Consider the following 19,971-nt stretch of genomic DNA (forward strand, 5'->3'; position numbering starts at 1 on the left):
TTCATTGCTAATTTTTTTGCTTTTTACCAAACCGCGGTGTCATGCCGATGAAAATGTTTCCCCTTTTTTACCCCTTGTGGGTAGCAATGATGTTGATGGACTGACTTTCTAAGATAAGAACTTCATTTTTATGACAATGCTTAAACGTTTTTCTAATGAAGGCATCGCTAGCTACTGGCTAGCGGATAATAAAAATTAATAAAATTAGGATGTTATATGTCAAAAATAAAATTACGCTACTTAATTCCTTTGTTCCTTAGTCAACCAGTGCTTAGTCAACAAGTGCTTAGCCAACAAGCAAATGCTGCTGAACCTGATTACCCTTTTGTTTTACCTGAAAACATTAGTGCGTCGATCGATGTAAAAACTGATCAGCAGCACGTGTTTAATAACTTGCAGCTCGGTACAAATATTTCAAAATTTATTAAAGACAGCGAGCAAAAATTAATTAATCACTTCGACCCGATTACGATCCGTTTCCCTCATGGTTTGCCGTCTAATTGGTATGACTGGAAAGTCGACTATGCGCGTGTTTATGGAACAGAAACCGTCCCTTTCAGAAACACAAGTGGTGGTATTTCAAATCGAAAAATTGACCATTTAGACGTAATTAAAAAATTTGAAAGTATGCAGCACAAAGAAGGGATTGGTGGTTTAGCAAAACTAAATACTGAGAAGAAAACACAATTAGGCCGTGGTTATGACATGCTGTGGACGTTCAATATGAGCGAAGACGGAGAGGATGGCAGCAAGCCTGAATCTGACGGTAGCTCTTCATCGGTAGCCCGTTACCATGCGATGGTAGAGCGTGGCTTTAAAGTTGACTTTATTGAATTGGGTAATGAAAATTTTTATCCTGGCCAGCGTAGTTCTATTATTCCAAATACTGAAGACTATATTGCTCGTGCAAAGTCGATGTCAACGGCCTTGCGGGCGCTAAATCCTAATATTCAGCTGTCTGTTCCTATGCTTCGACGTGCGAATACCGCAAACCCGAATTGGAATGCAGATTTAGCTGAAGATAAAAGCTATTTTGACGCCATGACCGTGCACACCTATGTTGGCAAGAACCCTGATGACAGTACCACGAGTGATGAAGCCTACAGTACGGCACTGGCAGCAAGAAAGTATTTAGCGGCATCAGTCAATGACTATTCATTAAAAGTTGCGCCTAATAAACCGATTTGGTTAACCGAGTGGGGCATTAATTCAGGTGGCGCTAATGCCGTGTCAGCATTGGGCATGGCCGACGCTTATATTTATTTAAGTGAAAACCAACAAACTTTCCAACGCGCTAATTGGTTTACCGTTAATGGTAAATTAAACTCGTTTTTAGCACATGATTTAACCATCACTGATTCTGGTTCGAAAAAAGAAGTGTTAGTCACCCCTTTACAAAAATCCGTGTTTGGGGCTTCTCACGAAATTATTCGCTCTGTTTTCGAAGATAGTGTCTTGCTAGGAAAAACTGTGGCCAGTCCTGAGCTTGAAGTGGGCGTGAAAGCCATTAATGCTCAAGCGGTGATTAAAAATAATAAAGTCACCTTGTTTGTGGTTAACTTAACCAATAAAGCTGCGCCTTTTACCATTAATCTTGATGGTAACATTTATAGTGACAATCTTGTACACAAGGCACTGACCTTCGACAGCTTAGCGCAAGTTCGCCGTTTTGATTATAATTCAACCGCAGAGACTACCCTGCAAACTATTCAAGAAACAGCGGGTGACATCACCTTACCTAAGTATTCTATTAATCGCATTGTTTTAAGCGCTACCGATATTAAGCCTGATGTGTTCGAAGTAAACCTAGCGACCAAGTCAGAGCAATATCGCATCACAAAAAATGACGCTGTTACTTTATATTCGGTGTTTGAACATAATGCAGACGACATTGAATTAGTCACTTTCTTTGCGAATAACAACGAAATAGGTAAAGCGACGACGGCACCATTCCAACAAGCATGGACCGCAACCACTGTTGGCATGAACGAGCTTAAAGTGATAGCCAAACGTAAAGATGGTAAGCAAGCTGTTACCGCTAAAAAGATCTATGTTGATTCTGATCAGGCGACGGTGATTAATGCCAGTTTAGCTGTTACAGCAACCGAAATTGAACTTGGACAAAGCGTATCGTTATCGGCAACGGCGTCAATCAATGTGGGTTCAATCAGCACGGTGAACTTTAGAGTAGATGGTGTAAGTGTGCATCAGGCCGCAACTGCGCCGTTTACTTATAATTGGACCGCCACTAATCTTGGTAGCTATAGTATAGATATTGAAGTTATTGCTGACGATGGCATTAAGCAGATATCAACCGCGCAAACCGTGACGGTAAGTGCTGTACCGGTTGTGATTGATATTAGCTTGGCTGAAATAACGATGACTGAAATCGAAGTAGGGCAGAGTGTGCCATTAAGCGCAGAAGCGTCTGTAGACCGTGGTCGTATTACTAAAGTGAACTTTATGGTTGATGGTACAAACGTTAACCAAGATAGCACTGCGCCGTATGGCTTCAATTGGGTGCCAACCGCAGCGGGAACCTACACTCTTGATGTGGAAGCGACCGCAGCAGACCAAAGCAAAAAAGTATCAAGTTCACAAACGGTTATTGTCAAAGCAGCGGTAGCAGTTGAGCCTGAAAAGCCAGCAACACCTGATGATAATAGCGGCGGTGGAACAGGTTACTTTGTACTGTTACTGCTCGGCCTAATGGGTTTCTATCGTAAACGTTAATGCATGTGCATAGTCCTTATCAACGTGTTTGTTCGTAACGCCATTGATAAGGACTTATGATTATTGAGTTGGTAGCAATAGGTTATAAAATAAAATTATTTTTCATCACTAACGACTTCAAGTGGTTGGCCTGTCAGCCGATCTAACGTCATGGTATTTTCGGCAGGTAGGAGAATTTTTATGTGCCTTGATAAGTACTTAGCACTTGGCGGTAAACCAAAATAATTATGTCCTTGAGACAAGTGCTTAGTATGCTCATTAATGATGTATGCGGATAATGAAAAGTTATAAAAAGCGACTTCATCAATCACGCCATTGAAGGCTGCATTCTTATGACGCTTTGATAATTTTGGACTGGGGAAGTTGGGCGAATTACCAATGTTGGCTTGTCCAGCACCGCCACTTAGCATTTTTGTGCTGGGCGGGTATTGGTAGTTTGCATGTAGTTTGCCATCAAGATAAATGGCTTTAATGCCTGTAGATGCATTATAGGTAGCAACAAGATGGTGGTAATTACCATCGTTGAGTTGAGCTAACGTTGGTCTGCCATTTAGCCCATCTAGTGGAAGTTGAAGTTTTTGATAACCATGGCCGAGTAAAAATAAACCAAAACTTATACTTTCATTAAATTGACCTTGTGGGCGAACAAACCTTGCATCGATATCATGCTGTAGGCTTAAAGAAATGCTTAATTCACCGTCAGACTGTCCTTTTCTAAAAATATGATCGCTATCACCACGATCTCCTGAATAGTTAGGTTTGATCAGTGCTTCAATTGAGATTCCGTCGGTAGCGGAAAATGTCCCTGTACCTAAAGCCGAGCCTCCGCCATTACCTATTACTAGACGAGCTTTAGCTGTATTATCAAAACTAAAAGCGCCTTTTCCTATAATGCCCTGCGTGCGCTTTGCGTTTGATTCAATAATACCATCTGAGCGACCTGCGGTGTCGATGGCACGATCACCATTACCATCAAAAGACCAGTAGTGCTTCGGCCGCCAGTAACGTGGCGATAATAATGTTTTAGCGCCACTTTTTACAGTTGGTTGCTCTGTGGTCAAATCGACAGATAAATTGCTGCCATTGGTATGTAAGGTAAAAAATTTCGTTTGTAATTCAATTTGAGTACTTTCAAGCGCATTAATTTTTATTGCGCCATTGTTTAGCGCTATTTCTTTAGCGCTGATAAATTTAAAGGAAGAGTTTGTAAGAAAGTGAATCGTTTCACCTGATTGTAATTGAAGACTTGAGCCTTCATCGGCTTCATATTTGCCTGTATATAGTGTGCTATCAGTTATTTGGCCATATTTTATGCTGGTGAATTGACCGCTTAGTATCTCAGCGCTGAACGTTTGCTGATTATTGTTGTTCTTATACCAGAGAAATAATGCGCTAAGCAAGCTGATAACGGTTAACGCTATGATTAGCCATGCATGACGTTTTAAAGGTGCAGCGACAGGCTTTGATGCTAGTGCGGGTTGTTGGACTGAATGATCAGACACAATACTGTCGACAGGAACGTCTTTAAGTTGCTGGGTTGATAGTGGAATGTCTGCACTACCAGCCTGGCGCATAATAAACTCTTCTTCGGTCAGACGGCGGTAGACAAATTCAACACTTTGTTCAGAGGAAATGGATAGCCGCGTGTGCAACCCGACATAGTCACAGTAAAAGCGCTGGGCATCTTTATTACTAGTCAGCATTTGCTTTAATTGCTCTACTTGTTGCGGAGTTGGCTGCCCATCACTTGCTTGTTGATCAAGCATTGCATCAATTAATGTTCTTAGCTCTTTATTGTCATCGCTACGCATTAGCTTGAGCCTTTATCTGTTTTGTGTTCAATACAGTCAAACAGTTTTTTGCGGAGTTTGTGCACTGATTTACGGATAGCATGAATGGAACGACCGGTAACTTCTGCTATTTCATTTGCTTGGTTATCTTCAACATAAAAAGAGCGATATATTTTTTTTAATGGCTCAGAAAGTTGTGTGGTGCAATGCTGCAAATGCCACCATTTGTCGGGCTTATTTTCGGCTTGTTGCAGGTCTTCTGCCATGGTTTGTTGTAGGTCAGCGAGAAGGTCGTCGCCTAAATCCAAAATGTATCTTTTATTGGTGCGCTTAAAAACCATAATACGATTAAAAGCAACAACATTAGCCCACTTCGAAAAGTTAGTACCTAGTTCAAACGAGTCAAACTCTCGCCACATGATTAAACTGGTTTCTTGAATAATATCATCAGCCGCAGCATGGTTGAGTACATACACATAAATGTACGCATAAAGCCGACTTTTATCCGCTTCAAACAGCTCGACAAACGTTTTTGATTTCGTTTGCAGCGAAGCATTATCAGTTGACTGACTCTCTGTTAAATCTGTTTTTGAAGACAAATGACCACTACCAACCGAAAGTGAATAGACCGAAGAAAAAGTGCACTATACCTTAGTGTAGCGCTTAGGTTAAATATTATCTTTTTGTTACAGTGCTGTAAATTACCTGTCATATATCTTTTGAATTATAGTTGGTTGTGACACTGACGATGATAATAAGCTTTCAAAGGTCATGATAAAAAGTCACTTATCTGATATGCAATCCCCTTGTGGTTTAGTTATTAGATTGCCATAAAATAATTAATAACCCGCGAAGGTCATCTAAAGCGATAACATGTATATCGTGCCAGTTAACGAATTATAGAACAGTACCAAACGCAACTTAGTTGACTGGTTATAGCAGCGTTATAGGATCACAAGGAAGTATAGTGCATAGAAAAAAACATTATCGAAACGTTACAATTGATTGCGTCATCAGAAAGTCAGTACACATACTAAAAAAATGTACCAATGAGGAATGGTTTGTCAGGCTTGCAAAGTGATTCAAATTGGTTTGTTATCTAATTGTGTGCAGGTAAATTATAAGACAGAATAAGTGGTAAGTATCATATAATAAATCAAGATAGGGGTCGCGAAGCCTGCCGTTAATCTAATTGTTGAACAAGCCCGATCGAGCAGATGATGCTGTTTATAGGAAATTACTTTTGGTGGCTAAACCTCAAGACAAGATCATTTTTATTTAAACTTTTAGTTTAACGCGGTAAGGCGGATTAAAACAGGCTTGATACCGCAGATGGTGAGGTAAATTAAACGATCTCCGGTAGGGTGCTTTAGTCAAAAAGGGAAGTGTAAGGCACCATCATACCTAAGCGAGAAGACTATAGTTGGCTGTTTACCGCGGTGTGCTTAGCTATGCGTAAGCCACTATTTGTATAAGCCAATGTTTATTTCATCATATTGGTTTTTTTATTAACCGTAAGTCAGTTATTAAATAAAAATCATCAAGCAGCTACGCTAAAATGTAGCAATTAAAAAAACATAAAAACGAGTAATTTTGCAGGCTCGTTATGCATTATTCAGAGGTTGTTAGTTATATGGCAAGATTAATTTTGGTTTGTGGCCCGACTGGAGTGGGTAAAACTACTTACTCACTATCACTCACTATCACTCGCTAAAGAAATAGAGGCAATAAAATTTTCTATTGATCCATGGATGCAAACACTATTTTCAAAAGACATGACCAGTCTAGATTTCGAATGGATGATGGAAAGAGTGAATAGGTGCTCAGAACAAATTTGGGATGTTAGTGAGCAGATTTTGGCAATTAATGGAAACGTGATATTGGATCTTGGTTTCACCACAAAAGAGCAAAGGGATATATTTGCTAATCGAGCTAGACTGCTTGGTTTAGATCCAGAGATACATTATTTGCACGCTTCTACAGATACTCGTAAACAGCGTGTAGAGAAACGAAATACAGAAAAAGACCCTCGTGTTTACTCTTTTGAAGTGACAGACATGATGTTTAACTTTATGGAACCTAGATTTGAAGTGCCAGATGAAGATGAATTAAAAAACGGGCGTACAATTAATGCATCATAAATCAGGATAGGGATCGCGAAGCCTGCCGTTCATCCAATTGTTGAACAAGCCCGATCGAGCAGATTATACTATTTATAGTAATTTGCTTTTGGTGGGCAAGCCTGACTTTAAACCCTTTTTTACTGTGTTTACCTTGGCGGCTGTGGGCACTGGGTCGATTCTCTTGGTTACCCGGTTCAGGCTACCCGTTCAGGTTAGCCAAGTTGTTGCGAATTTTTTGATAGCTTTTTCTTTAACAACATAACAAAACCTACGATCAATAAGATAAAGAAAATCAGGGTGAAGCTGCTTTTTAGCACAGTGAATAGACTCGCAATTTTAACCGTGCTCACTTGTAAATCTGGAAATGAGTTGATCATTTTGATGATATATATATTTTCAACGTAATCAAAAATACCGGCTAAAAAAGGTACCAATGCAAGGTAGTAAATTTTAGTATTTTTAATAAGTAGTTTTTTACAAAGCCAAACTAGCATTAATGAGTAAGTAACAGAAAATAAGCCAGGATAAATAAAGTCGAGTGGTAATTGAATCGACAAATATAAATTACGCCCATCTGCGCCTAAGGTATGGAGCAACTCATTTGCGTAATTATAAGCATAACCTGAAGGCGATAAATCAAACAACGGAATTTCGGGTGCAAATTTAGTAACGGCAGGAATGGAATAAGATAGCATCGCAATGTATACAACCATAGTGAATACAAATAACGCACTTATTATTTTTCCTGATGAGTATTTTTGCATAATACGAATTAAGGCTTCCATGTAAATGATGACTCCAATTGAATGATGGCTGAAGAAAGTATGAGTGTCCGTTATTGTTTATTTAACGGTTTATGGCCTGATGGCTTTTAAAAAATAGCCAACCAACACCGATACCAGTAAACCAAAAAACGATAACAGTCCCGTTGCTATGAGTATCGCGTTAATCATACTACTCTGGTCTTGTGTATTTTCAGCTAACCCTAAGTTATTTGATTGAAATGTATATAGGCCAATAAGTGAAATGACCACAATTATCGCCATCGATATAAAAGATGTACGCCAGAATGTGTGGGGGTTTTTCCAATGCATACCACCGGCAATAATGATTGAAAGCCCTGTTAATAAATATGAAATCAATTTGAAATCCTCTTGATAGCTAAATCAGTTGAAAAATAGTTTATGTATAGTCAAAGCGATCGGGTTTTAGGGGCAGGTTTCTAGTTCCAGACGAAACCTAAGTACTTACATCCATGTAAAGCAAAGCCGTCAAAGCTACCGCGTCCTGCTCTCGCCCCTTACCTGCATCCATGCAGGCAAGCTTCGAGACGCCATGAGCATATACTCTACTATGTGATTGGAGCGAGTAAGCGCTGACAATGAACCATAAAACCTGAGCGATAAGACTATAGTCGTTTTTGTAAGTGTGAACACTACCTGAGCTTGGCTATATTTTATTTGAATAATTAGATTAACCGATTGTGTTGTTTATTGGAAGTTTGAGTGCTTGCTGGGAGGTGGGGGGAATGAAACGATCTTGGGGTAGGTGCTTTAATACTGCTGAAAAAGCATACACAAAAGATAAACACGCCCTAGGCTAAAATGTAATGGCCAATTCAACTTGACCACTACACTGTAAATATTGCGTCTACTTTAAATGTAATAAAGCAATAATATACCCACAAGCAACAAAGCAACCCAAAAAACCATAGTTTCTGTTGGCCATAACTTAGCAAAGTAACCTTTGGGTTTTTCTTTATCCTTATCATAAGAGCTATTTATCAATTGGTTAATACCGCCTTTAGCTGCACTTTCAAGCTTGCCGATGCCTTGAATCACCGAGTAATAAATAGGCACAACAAAGCTAGGGGCTAGTTTGCGGTAAAGCCAGTCAGCATCTAAGTTGGTTGAAGGTAATTCTGGCGGATACATATTCTTTGAGTTTAGCCATACAAATGCTAGCGCAGAAAAGAATAAGAGTTGGAGTTGAGTGAGCACATGCGTGATATCGTAAGGTTGGTATTCAACCTCCCAAGGTAATAGGGCGTATACCGTTTGCGCCGGGAAAGTACCAATAATGACACACAGCACAGCGGCTATACCCATTGCAATTAACATGTTTTTAGGTGGCTCGGTTGTGCGAATGCCTGAATCATGCGCAAAAAAGGCAAAGTAAGGAATTTTAATACCTGCGTGATGAAATACCCCCGCAGCGGCAAACAATAAGGCTAGCCAAATATAATCATAACCTTCAGCAATAGCGGCACTCATGATCATCGATTTAGAAACAAAACCACTAAACAACGGGAAGGCAGAAATGGAGGCAGCGCCAATAATACAGAGTAGGGTTGTTTTAGGCATGCTTTTGTAAAGGCCGCCCAATTCAGAGCCGTTTATCTTACCGGTCATGTGCAATACGGCCCCCATTGTCATCATTAACAAGCCTTTAAATATCACGTCGTTAAAGGCATGGGCAACCGCGCCATTTAGCGCGAGCGAGGTGCCTATGCCCACACCCACAACCATAAAGCCAACTTGGTTGATCATGCTGTAGGCTAATACTCGGCGTAAGTCATTTTCGATAACTGCATAAAAGATTGGAAAACACGCCATCGTCACACCAATCCAAACCAGCAACTCAGTGCCCGCATAACCTCTTGCTAATGCATAAACGGCTACTTTAGTGGTAAAAGAGGCTAGAAAGATCGTGCCTGTGGGGGTTGCTTCGGGGTAGGCATCGGTTAACCAAGTATGCAAAAATGGGAATGCACATTTAATACCAAACGCTAAGAAGATTAACCAAGCGCCTAGATTTAATATGCCGTCATGTTCTAAACCAATATCTGAAAATCGTGCACTGCCTGTTTCGTTAATGAAAATAATCGCTCCGGCTAGCAATAACACACCCGATAGCACTTTAATCATGATGTAACGTAGGCCTGCGCTATAAGCTCGATCGGTACGTCTCGCCCACACTAAAAATACTGAAGTTAAAGCCAATAACTCCCAAAACACAAAAAGCGTTAATAAATCGCCTGCAAACACAGCTCCAACCGCACTCGCGGCATAACTTAGCCCTGCAACATGTTGAACGGTATCTTTAAGGTGCAACGCATAAACTACCGCGATAAAAGCGGCTAAATGAAATAAATAGCCAAAGACCATACTGAGCTTATCGACCCTTACCGGCTCCAATTGGTAACCCATAAATTCGAATGCCCAATATAGGCCATGTTCCATACCGGATAGCTGTATGGCTCCCCAGATAGGGGTAATAAGCATGATGGCGCTACGCAAATGCCCGCGTAAAAAAATAGCCGCCAGTGAACCAATTAAAAGAGGAAGAAATGGCGGTAGCTGTGGTAATAATAATGGCAAGCTACTCATCATAATAGTCTTCCTTTTTCATCAATACTTTCCGCATCGCTTTGGCGATAAGGACTAAAATAACACAACCTACAAACCCGTATATCGCGTAAAACGCAGGAATGTTCTCCCAGTCATGATAGATATGTCGGTGTACAATAAAATCGACAATGACCAAGACTGCACATATCACGTAAAACACCTTGATAATTTTAGCGATATTTTCGGGTTTATCGAAAAAGTCTGGCTTGTTTTGTTCTTTACTCATTTAAGACTGTCCTTTTACCGAAGTAGACACGCCCGGTATCAAATTAATCAAATCAAGAATGGGTTGTGGATAGAAGAACAACACCACACATGCCGTTGATGTTATGCCTATCGCAATTAAGCTAGGCAAAGGTGCCTCTTTGGTTTCTGACCATGACCAAGGTTGTAACGGTTGGTTGGTAGATTGTTGATTAGCTGAATTCGGTTTTATAGCATGAAAGAAAGCTTTGATTGGAATAGGGAGTAAGTAAGCCACATTGAGTAATGAGCTAATAGTCAGTACCGCAACAATAATCAATTTATCTGTCTCTAGGGCACCGACAATCAAATACCATTTACTCCATGTTCCGGCCATGGGCGGCAAACCAATAATACTCAACGCGCCTATTGCAAAGGCTGCCATCGTTATTGGCATTTTACGCCCAAGCCCTGCCATCTCGCTGACATTCTTTTTATGAGCCGCTACCATAATAGCCCCTGCACAGAAGAATAATGTGATTTTACCGACCGCATGCGTAACAATATGAAAAGTCGCCCCTGCGGCTGCAACAGACGATGCTAATAAAGCACCCACTACAATGTAGCTCAATTGGCTAACCGTAGAATAAGCTAATCTTGCTTTTAAGTTGTCTTTGGTCATAGCGACGCAAGATGAGAATAATACCGTCGCTGTAGCGATATATAACATGACATCTGTTGTAGCTATCTCAGATAAATTATCAATACCAAAGATATAAATGATGACCTTGAGAATACTGAATACACCCGCTTTAACGACTGCCACAGCATGTAATAACGAACTAACAGGTGTTGGTGCTACCATCGCCGCGGGTAGCCAACGATGAAATGGCATTAAGGCTGCCTTGCCAATACCATAACAAAATAGAACGAGTAATAAGGCAAGTAAACCATCAGATTGTGCATCAGAAAAAACGCCACCAGGGGTAAACTGTAAAGTACCGGCGCTAACCCAAGTGCCTAGAATAGCAAACAACAAGAAAGCGATTGAGGTACTAAGCAAAATACCCAGGTAAACTCGGCCACCGCGTTTTGCATCTTCAGTGCCTGCATGTGTTACTAATGGGTAAGTCGATAACGTTAATAATTCATAAAATATAAATAAGGTAAGTAAATTATCTGAAAAACAAATCGCCATAACCGTACTGATAGATAGTGCAAAACAGCAGAAAAATCGCGTTTGATTATCTTCATTATGGCCGCGCATATAACCAATGGCGTAAATGGTGGTGATGATCCACAAAAAGCTGGCCACTAAAGCAAACACAACCCCTAGAGGCTCTACCGAAAAGGCGATATCTAAACCGGGTAATAAGGTTACCCATGTTGTTGCCATCTCTACTTGATTGAATACATTGTCGGTTATGCTTAATACCAAGGTAAAAAGAATGATGGCAATTAAAATTGAAGCGGTTTCTCTCAGGTTTGGATATTTACCTAAGAGTACAACCAAAGCCGCCCCAATTAACGGAACGATAATTGTCAAATTAATTAAGAGCGAAGGTTCTAGTGCAGACCAGATATTCATTTTATTGTCTCCTCTGTTACAACAGAAGGGATACTAACAAAAGGTTCAGGAATCGATTGAGTTAACCATTGTGCCGCAGTATCGGCCGCGGTCACACTTAATGAAGTATCAATACCAAAATAAATATTTGCGATAACCAATATCCACATCGGAATTAACATGAGTATAGGCGCCTCTTTGATTGTTTTACCTTCGGTTAACTCAGAGGGTTTCTTGAAGTAAGCTGCTTCCAAAATTCGGCCAATATAAACAACCGCTAATAAAGAGCCAATTAAAACTAAAAACGCTACTATCCAGTGTTGTTGCTCAATTGCTGCCGTTACTAAATACCACTTACTGACAAAACCGGCAGTCAGAGGGACACCAATGATGCTTAATCCAGCGATAGCAAATGCAGCCATCGTTAATGGCATTTGTTTGCCTAAACCTTGAAAGGCTTTTATATCCACAGAGCCAATGCGATAAAATACCGCACCAACGGCCATAAACAAGGCCCCTTTCATTAGTGCATGATTAAAAACGTGCAATAGACCTGCCATTAATCCCGTACTGCTGACTAAACTAATGCCAAGGATCATATAGCCAATTTGTGCCACGCTACTATACGCGAGTACAGTTTTGATGTTGCTTTGCACAGTTGCCATAAATGAACATTTGAATATAGCGACAATCGCTAAAACCATTAAAATAATGTCCATATCCATCGTAAAGAAAACATATTCAGCGCCATAGATGGTAAAAATAAAGCGTATCATCACATAGACAGCAACCTTAGTGGCTGTGCTTGCTAAAAACGCACTGACGGCTGATGGCGCATGGGTATAAGCGGGAGGTAACCACATGTGCAGTGGAAACAGAGCTAGTTTGATACTGACACCCACAAGAATAAAAGCTAACCCGGTATTAATCGTTCGATTACCATCGTATTCAGCAATGCGATTTGCCAAGTCAAGCATGTTCAACGTGCCGGTTTTCATATACATCATACCCACACCAATGAGTATGAACGTCGCGCCAATCGTCCCCATCACTAAATAACGAAATGCCGCGGTAAGGCAACGTTTATCAGAAGCCAAGCTAACAAGCGTGTAGGTAGACAGAGACGATATTTCTAAGAAAACAAATAAATTAAAGGCATCGCCCGTGATTAAAATGCCTGATAACCCCGTTAAACAAAGTAAATGGGCACTGTAAAATAATGTGTGTCGGCTACTGTCGATTTCCTTCGCAATGCTTTCTTTTGCGTAGACCAAAACTAATGTCGAGATACCAGTGACCACACTTAACACGATGGCGCTAGCGGCATCAATGCGCAGTTCAATACCCCAAGGTGATTCCCAGCCCCCCACTGCATAATTTAATACGCCTTGCTCTAAGGTAGCAAAAAGTAAATCGACTGAAATGAAGAAACTGAGGCCGCTGATTATCGTTGCAAATACCCAAGCCAAATGACTTTTCATTAGTAAAATACAAATCGGCGCGGCAATCAATGGAAGAACAATAGGTAAAACCAGAAGGTGCTGTTCAAACATCAGATTAAGTCGTCCTTATCTTTAAATTCATTTTCTTCTACCGTCCCATAGGCGCGTTTAATTCTAACAATAAGTGCAAGCCCAACCGCAGTCGTCGCGACTCCCACTACAATTGCCGTTAAAATCAGTACGTGTGGCAGAGGGTTAGAGTAAGTTGTAATGCCTTCGGCGACTATAGGCGCACTGCCGTTAGTCACTTTGCCAATTGAGATATACATCATAAAAACCGAGGTTTGAAAAATATTTAACCCGACAACTTTTTTAACTAGGTTATTTGCCGATATGACAATGTAAAACCCTGCCATCATTAAAAAAACAACGATCCAGTAATTGTAATAGTCAATAATAAAACTCATGGAATATTCTTCCTTTCAGCTTGACCTGCAAAGGCATAAAAAATAGCGAGCATCGCGGCAAAAACGGTAATACCAACACCCAGCTCAATAATAATAATACCAAGGTGTTGCCCTGCAATTGGGTCACTTGCCAATACGTTATAATCTAAAAAGTTACCGCCTAAGAACAAACTAACAACTCCGGTTCCGGCGTAAATAAGAACACCTAATGCGGCAAGCACTTTAAGTAACGACGGCTGTAAAACATGGGTGGCTAATGGCAAACCAAACACTAATGCATAAAGAATGATTGCTGCCGCGGCTATTACCCCAGCTTGAAAGCCGCCTCCAGGGCCATAATCGCCATGAAATTGCACATATAAAGCAAACAGTAAAATCAAAGGGATTATAAGTTTGGCAACTACTCTTAACACCAAATGAGACTTTAACCCTGATTCAATAGCGGCTCTATCTCGTTTAGGTAACCCGAGCAAACTAAATACCCCGATGGCGGCTGCAAATACAACAGCGGTTTCGCCTAACGTATCAAAACCTCGGTAACTCGCTAAAACAGACGTGACCATATTGGGCAAACCAACTTCTTGTGGCGAATCTTGAATATAGCGCGGCGCAACATGTTGTTGAGCCGGGTTGTTTGGGTCACCAAATGGAGGCATATCTAACGTGCCGTATATCAGTGCAGCGCCGGTCGCAACCACCACCAATAACGGAAGCCATGATTTGTGATTATTGGTTTTTTCTTTACGCCCGGTTAACGCCAATGTGCCTAACATTAAAACGGTGGAAATACCGGCCCCTACCGCGGCTTCGGTAAATGCCACATCAACCGCATCAAGGTTGACAAAAATAAGTGCTGACAAGAAGCTGTAAATACCAAACAACATCACCACGGCAAAAAGATCTTTCAAAAAAATCACTCTCAAGGCTGTAATGGCCAACATGCCAAGCAACATTAAGTCAATAAACACGGCCATTAGTGAGCCTCCTTGTTTTTATCATCTCGAGTTTCTGCCATCGTTAGCAACCCGCCATGCCTTGCCGACTTCGCTAAAGCATGAGAAGCCGTTGGGCTTGTAAGTAATAAAAAAATAAGTATGAACAATAATTTAACCGCAATTAAACCAAAATCAGTTCGTAATATTAATCCGATGATAATTAATAGGGTTGCAATTGAATCGGTTATACTGGCCGCATGAACCCGTGTGAAAAAATCGGGAAACCTAAATAAACCAATGGCGCCTGTAATACTAAAAAAGGCGCCTAATACAAGAAAGATAATGCTCAGGGTTTCTAAAATCATGATGTTCGATCCTCTTTCGCTGTATCATCTTCTTGCTCTTCTGCTGCGGTATATTCAAAAAATCGCAACACTGCAATCATACCGATAAAATTAATTAACGCGTAAACGATGGCGATATCGAGAAAGTCAGGGCGACCACTAAAAAAACCAATAACAGCGATAAAAAGAACTGTTTTAGTACCAAACATATTAACACCCAGAATGCGGTCATAAACCGTATCTGCTTTTAATGCACGTGCCAATGCCAAAATCATGACTGACAATATTGCAATACAAGTTGCTGCTAGGATCAGCATTATTGTGCCCCTTTATATTCATCGTACACTTTATCGACCATATCGCCATGCTTAAGTGACTCTATCGATTCGTCATTTAAAGCGTGAATGGTGACGTATTTATCGTCAATATCAATGCTCAAGGTACCTGGAGTTAAAGTGATCGAGTTAGCGTAAAGCACTCGACTTTTTTGCGGGATTTTATCAATAGGTAATTTGCCAATTGCGGGTCTTAATTCTTTTTTGTTGCCCCAAACGAGTCGAGTGACACTAAGACTAGATGAAACAACTTGACCCAATAACCAGACAATATAACGAAGAAAGGAAAGGTTAAGCGCAAGCTTTTGCTGCTCTGTATCTGTGTTATCCATTCTATGCAGTAAAATAAGCACAAGCGTTACGGATATAAGACCAAAAGCGAGTAATAACGGTTTGAGAAACCCCGATAAAAGTAGCCAAAATCCAGAGAGTACTATTGCCCAAACTGATAAATATATTATTGTTTTTTTATCCATCTCAGTTCCAAATCACTTCTAAGCCAATTAACATATAGCTAGCATTTACTTAAATATCAAACTGTTAATTAATTTAAGCCAAATTTCAGAGCACTCTACACCATAAAAATACGCTTGTTAAAGCGTGTATGCATAATTTCTCTTTATATTCATTATTTTTTTAGCTCAATTAATAAAGAGTCCGTTCTTAAATTGTGCATTGTTTTTTCAGCGACATTGCCTAATAATTTGCCTTTAAGGCCCGTTCTGCCTGTGCTGCCCATGATAACGAGTTCTGCTTTAAGTTTACTCGCACAGTTGGGAAGTGTTTTTTCTGGTGCACCAGCCGTTATATGTATTTGAACATTAGGCAGGTCATAATCTTTAACTAGGGTTAGCAATTTTTCTTCACCTTCTGCGCGGTGCTCACGGGTGTATTGTTTGATATCGATAATATCGAGTTCTCTTAGAATATTAGAGACAGGCAAGCTATAGACTAGATGAATTTGACAGTTAAATGTTTCGGCCCATTTTTTTGTCCATTTTAGGATGGTATCGTTTAATTCTCTGTGCGCTTCGTCTTTAACATTAGGGTCGAGTGCCGCTAATACAACGTGTTTTTGTCGCCAATGTTGTTGGCTTGCGATTAAAACTGGAATGTCTAATTGACGAATTAATTCCCAATCACATGGCGTATGAAACAAGGTTTCTGAACGATGCCCAGCTTTTAAAACTAAATCAAAGTTTTTGTCTTTACAATAGTCTACGACCCACTTTGCAATATCTTGTGTGGACACCACTTGTGTGCGAATAATATCTTTTTGTTCATAGTCTTTAAAAATATCAGCAACACAATCCGATAATTGAGTTGTTTCTTCATCAAATTCCGCGCGACCTAATTCATTTTGTTGAATAAAACGGACTATATCTATTTCATCTCCTAGGGGGGCTGCAATATCATGTGCTTTCTTTATTGAACAGTTCTCGGTGTCGTGCACATCAGTGATCACTAAGATAGATTTAGCCATAAATTTCCTTGAAATTGAACGAATTAAGTAAGTTGATATAACTAAAAGTAGCATAGTAATTAAATGTTGCTTGAGAATGTTTAAGCTAGCCTCATCACTTTTTAGCTGTTTGATACTTTTTCAATGTAAACGCACAATCTGGAGGGCTTTATCTTAATTAAATTAAGCTAACGTAATAAATGTGCTTTAAACAGCGGTAAGGCTTAAAGTGTGAAAAACATGAAATATCAACTAGTTGATTTGTGAGATTCGGTGTTTAAGTGTGTTCTAACTGCTAAACTAGTTTGGAATAAAGCTTGTTTGATAACTAGAGGGCCAAATGAAAAAGGGGAATGCTTATACAAGCTTGACGGTAATTGGTGTGCTGATAGGCATTTTGTTATATGGCTTAAATACACCCTCTGATACAACTATTTTAGTCGATAATGTTATCGACGACTTAACTCCAGTTGCCGCGCCTGATTATCAAAATGAACCTGAGGTTGCTGAGTTAAAAGTGCAACCTTTCAATACCGCTGAACAGGATCGTTATAAACGAATAAAAGAGCAAGATGCCAAAATAGAACCGATATTAAGTTTTGAAGACGATTGGTGTTTTCGCTCAGAGTTAACTAAAGATGATATTCAGTATGCTAAATTTCAAAAAAATGAGTGGGATTTAGCCCGAGGTTCACTTAACTTTTCGACGAGAAAAAACAGCCGGTCTAAAAACTTTACCGATAACGATGCTCTCGCATTATCATACAAAGTAATGAATAAAGCTGATTTAATCACTTCGGCTAAAAGCGGTGACGTGATCGCCAAAATTGCGTTACTAAAACGCAGAGGCCTTTCTCGTAAAACAAAAATAAACCTAGCTCACCACCTGTTAGTAGAGGGTAAAACCGGCAACGCATTAGTCTTTTTAGTCGCTCAAAAAGTAGGACCACTCAATCGAGTTATCAGATCGGGTAGAGAGTTTACTGAAAAACATAAATCAGCGTTAATGAACGCACTCGTCTATGCCAATTTCGGATTAGAACGTTACGATGATTCAGCTTTATTGGCACTGATGGCTCCGACAAAGCAAAACCAAACGCTAAAACTACTGTCAATGTTAACGCCAGAAGACATGGAAACGGTTGAACTACGTTTACAAAAATTTAAAAGCAGGATTGATGAAAAAAGGCTAGAGAAAGGTTACCCGCCAATTTCAGATATCGAGATCCCTAAAATAGCAAAACATGATTTCGAGTGGAATATGGGGTTTTGGTTTAACGAAGCGGGTGAAGAAATGAGGCTTTATCGCGACCTTAACGCCTCTCATATCGAACAATTAACAGAGAGTGAATGCACTAAACGTGTGTCCGAACAATTAAAAAAGACTGAAGAAGATAATGCACATGTTGAAGTTGATTAAATTAGCTAATACCCAATATTTTTATTGTTCAATTCATGGTCAATAAAAATTTATTCTATTTAACTCACCAAATCAAATTATCCCTTATGTAGATGCGAGTCAGGCCTCGTTAGGACATCCATTAATAACACCTCATCGCCTGATTGGTTTACCGTGTAAATCAAATTTAATTATCGGTGACTGTTCTGCGTGGTTTAATATTAAAAGTTGGTTACTTCCATTACTTAAATCGTAAACATCAAATTGTCATTATTTTGTCTTCAGTTAATGTACTGATTAATAGGTTAAGCATTAACACTTATACCAATCCGTAATAATAAGTGCCCACTCAGCGAGCGTTTAAATGCGCTTAATCAAGACGCTTGAATGAAAGAATAGTAGTGCTCTTTTGAGTTCGAGTAACACAGACTAAACGCATCTAAAACTCGCCTGAAAGGAATGCCCCAGCGGCTTTTGACCTGCGTTATCGGTATTTGAAAGGGAACAACCATTCCTACACACCGACGCCTTGTTCAAAAACCGCTGGATGCATTCTGAGAGATCACTTATTTATATGAATTGGTATTATTTTACGTATAACAAGTTGTGATATTGCGCTTTTGAACTTATTTATGGCATTATTGGCAAGATCTGGTTTCATTCCAATTGTAAAAATTGGTAACCATAAAATTAATAGACTATTACCTGTGGATCTTATGTTAAAAAATACTGCTTTTACGTTATCTGTTTTAGTTGTTGTCGCACTGGCAATGATCTTTCCGAGCCTTTTTCAACAGGTTGGTGATTATAAGTTAACGGGGCTTATTGTTCCGTTGTTGATGATCATCATGTTTGGTATGGGTACGTCAGTCGGCATAAAAGATTTTTTACGCGTGGCTAAAATGCCTAAAAGCATCGCCGTGGGTATTATTTGTCAATTTACTATTATGCCGTTTATCGGGATGTCGCTCGCTATTATTTCAGGCCTACCGCCTGAAATTGCTGCGGGTATTATACTGGTGGGTTGTGCGCCGGGCGGATTAGCGTCTAATGTGATGGCGTATATATCAGGTGCTAATTTAGCGCTTTCGTTATCGCTTACGGCTATATCGACTTTAATTGCTCCATTTGCGACCCCTTTATTGATGTCGGCATTAGCAGGTGAGTATATACCGATTGATGCGGTGGCTATGTTTTGGAGTATCACTAAAATTGTTATTTTACCCGTCGTTGCTGGTTTGGTTTTTAATCACTTTTTACATGGGAAATATCCTATTGTTGATCGCGCAATGCCGATTGTATCGATGGTGGGGATCGTTGTTATCATTGCTGTAATTACCGCGGCGGGCCGCGATAATTTGATCACACTTGGGTTTACGTTAATTGGCCTTGTGATGTTGCAAAATATTTTAGGCTTAACACTCGGTTATGGTGTTGCGCGACTTATTCGTATGGATGAGCCATCAGCTCGAGCAATTGCGTTTGAAGTTGGCATGCAAAACTCTGGGTTGGCATCGGGTATTGCGGTTGAAATGGGGCGAGTTGCCAGCATGGGGATCGCGCCTGCGATTTTTGGTCCGGTGATGAATATTAATGGTTCTATTTTGGCTTCGTATTGGCGCAAGAGTGCTAACAAATTTAATAAAAACAAAAATAAGTAAATATTTTTAGACACTATATTCGTTTATATAAAACGCACCTACCTTAGGTGCGTTTTGATTTATTTAGTTGGTATGTTTTTAATGGTCATGTTCTTTTTATTGGCCTTGCACAATGATTTA

At 39.9% G+C, this 19,971-nt stretch carries 18 protein-coding genes; 4 read left to right on the plus strand and 14 right to left on the minus strand.

The genetic code is table 11. The annotated features are described in order from the left end of the window. Positions 1-216: 216 nt before the first annotated feature. The gene (locus DPX34_RS18800) at positions 217-2,733 is read left to right on the plus strand and encodes an Ig-like domain-containing protein (RefSeq protein WP_111979981.1); all 2,517 of its coding nucleotides are present in this window, start codon (positions 217-219) and stop codon (positions 2,731-2,733) included. Positions 2,734-2,828: 95 nt separating this feature from the next. Here DPX34_RS18800 and DPX34_RS18805 read toward each other — a convergent pair whose 3' ends face one another. Continuing rightward, positions 2,829-4,544 (minus strand): LamG domain-containing protein, encoded by a 1,716-nt coding sequence (locus tag DPX34_RS18805; protein ID WP_111979982.1) that lies wholly within the window; start codon positions 4,542-4,544, stop codon positions 2,829-2,831. Then, positions 4,544-5,122: a sigma-70 family RNA polymerase sigma factor gene (locus DPX34_RS18810; protein WP_232824802.1), complete on the minus strand. Its 579-nt coding sequence runs from the start codon at positions 5,120-5,122 to the stop codon at positions 4,544-4,546. Before DPX34_RS18810 ends, DPX34_RS18805 begins: the two co-directional genes overlap by 1 nt. A 1,056-nt stretch (positions 5,123-6,178) precedes the next feature. Between DPX34_RS18810 and DPX34_RS18815 the strand changes: the two genes are divergently transcribed. Further along, the gene (locus tag DPX34_RS18815; RefSeq protein ID WP_232824803.1) at positions 6,179-6,664 is read left to right on the plus strand and encodes a P-loop nucleotide/nucleoside kinase family protein; all 486 of its coding nucleotides are present in this window, start codon (positions 6,179-6,181) and stop codon (positions 6,662-6,664) included. Positions 6,665-6,858: 194 nt separating this feature from the next. Here DPX34_RS18815 and DPX34_RS18820 read toward each other — a convergent pair whose 3' ends face one another. The 12 genes from DPX34_RS18820 to DPX34_RS18875 all read right to left on the minus strand — a co-directional run bounded on the left by DPX34_RS18820 (position 6,859) and on the right by DPX34_RS18875 (position 16,812). Further along, the gene (locus DPX34_RS18820) at positions 6,859-7,431 is read right to left on the minus strand and encodes a hypothetical protein (RefSeq protein ID WP_111979983.1); all 573 of its coding nucleotides are present in this window, start codon (positions 7,429-7,431) and stop codon (positions 6,859-6,861) included. Between the two features lie 69 nt (positions 7,432-7,500). Further along, positions 7,501-7,788 carry a hypothetical protein gene (locus DPX34_RS18825; protein WP_111979984.1) on the minus strand — a complete coding sequence of 96 codons (288 nt, stop codon included), beginning with the start codon at positions 7,786-7,788 and terminating at the stop codon, positions 7,501-7,503. Positions 7,789-8,301: 513 nt separating this feature from the next. Further along, a complete protein-coding gene (locus DPX34_RS18830; RefSeq protein WP_232824804.1) occupies positions 8,302-10,038 on the minus strand; it encodes a Na(+)/H(+) antiporter subunit D in 1,737 nt (578 codons plus the stop codon). Beyond that, complete coding sequence (locus DPX34_RS18835) at positions 10,028-10,282, minus strand: hypothetical protein (protein WP_111979985.1); 255 nt, start codon at positions 10,280-10,282, stop codon at positions 10,028-10,030. The genes DPX34_RS18830 and DPX34_RS18835 overlap by 11 nt, the downstream gene beginning before the upstream one ends. After that, complete coding sequence (locus tag DPX34_RS18840; protein WP_111979986.1) at positions 10,283-11,827, minus strand: monovalent cation/H+ antiporter subunit D family protein; 1,545 nt, start codon at positions 11,825-11,827, stop codon at positions 10,283-10,285. Then, positions 11,824-13,359, minus strand: a complete 1,536-nt coding sequence (locus DPX34_RS18845; protein WP_111979987.1) for a monovalent cation/H+ antiporter subunit D family protein — start codon at positions 13,357-13,359, stop codon at positions 11,824-11,826. Before DPX34_RS18845 ends, DPX34_RS18840 begins: the two co-directional genes overlap by 4 nt. Then, positions 13,359-13,715 carry a cation:proton antiporter subunit C gene (locus DPX34_RS18850; protein ID WP_111979988.1) on the minus strand — a complete coding sequence of 119 codons (357 nt, stop codon included), beginning with the start codon at positions 13,713-13,715 and terminating at the stop codon, positions 13,359-13,361. The genes DPX34_RS18845 and DPX34_RS18850 overlap by 1 nt, the downstream gene beginning before the upstream one ends. After that, a complete protein-coding gene (locus tag DPX34_RS18855) occupies positions 13,712-14,689 on the minus strand; it encodes a DUF4040 domain-containing protein (RefSeq protein WP_111979989.1) in 978 nt (325 codons plus the stop codon). The genes DPX34_RS18850 and DPX34_RS18855 overlap by 4 nt, the downstream gene beginning before the upstream one ends. Further along, positions 14,689-15,015 carry a monovalent cation/H(+) antiporter subunit G gene (gene mnhG / locus DPX34_RS18860; RefSeq protein WP_198673756.1) on the minus strand — a complete coding sequence of 109 codons (327 nt, stop codon included), beginning with the start codon at positions 15,013-15,015 and terminating at the stop codon, positions 14,689-14,691. The genes DPX34_RS18855 and mnhG overlap by 1 nt, the downstream gene beginning before the upstream one ends. Continuing rightward, positions 15,012-15,311, minus strand: coding sequence for an MrpF/PhaF family protein (locus tag DPX34_RS18865; RefSeq protein ID WP_111979991.1), 300 nt, complete (start codon positions 15,309-15,311; stop codon positions 15,012-15,014). The genes mnhG and DPX34_RS18865 overlap by 4 nt, the downstream gene beginning before the upstream one ends. After that, the gene (locus tag DPX34_RS18870; RefSeq protein WP_111979992.1) at positions 15,311-15,805 is read right to left on the minus strand and encodes a Na+/H+ antiporter subunit E; all 495 of its coding nucleotides are present in this window, start codon (positions 15,803-15,805) and stop codon (positions 15,311-15,313) included. The genes DPX34_RS18865 and DPX34_RS18870 overlap by 1 nt, the downstream gene beginning before the upstream one ends. Positions 15,806-15,957: 152 nt before the next feature. Further along, positions 15,958-16,812: a universal stress protein gene (locus tag DPX34_RS18875; RefSeq protein WP_157964792.1), complete on the minus strand. Its 855-nt coding sequence runs from the start codon at positions 16,810-16,812 to the stop codon at positions 15,958-15,960. A 319-nt stretch (positions 16,813-17,131) separates the two neighbouring features. Here DPX34_RS18875 and DPX34_RS18880 point away from each other — a divergent pair, with 319 nt between their 5' ends. Further along, the gene (locus tag DPX34_RS18880) at positions 17,132-18,211 is read left to right on the plus strand and encodes a hypothetical protein (protein ID WP_111979994.1); all 1,080 of its coding nucleotides are present in this window, start codon (positions 17,132-17,134) and stop codon (positions 18,209-18,211) included. 695 nt (positions 18,212-18,906) lie between these two features. Next, on the plus strand, positions 18,907-19,851 hold the full coding sequence (locus DPX34_RS18885) for a bile acid:sodium symporter family protein (RefSeq protein WP_232824805.1): 945 nt from the start codon (positions 18,907-18,909) through the stop codon (positions 19,849-19,851). The last annotated feature ends 120 nt before the right edge of the window (positions 19,852-19,971 follow it).

The sequence above is a fragment of the Algibacillus agarilyticus genome, from assembly GCF_003286125.1.
GTDB lineage: Bacteria > Pseudomonadota > Gammaproteobacteria > Enterobacterales > Alteromonadaceae > Algibacillus > Algibacillus agarilyticus.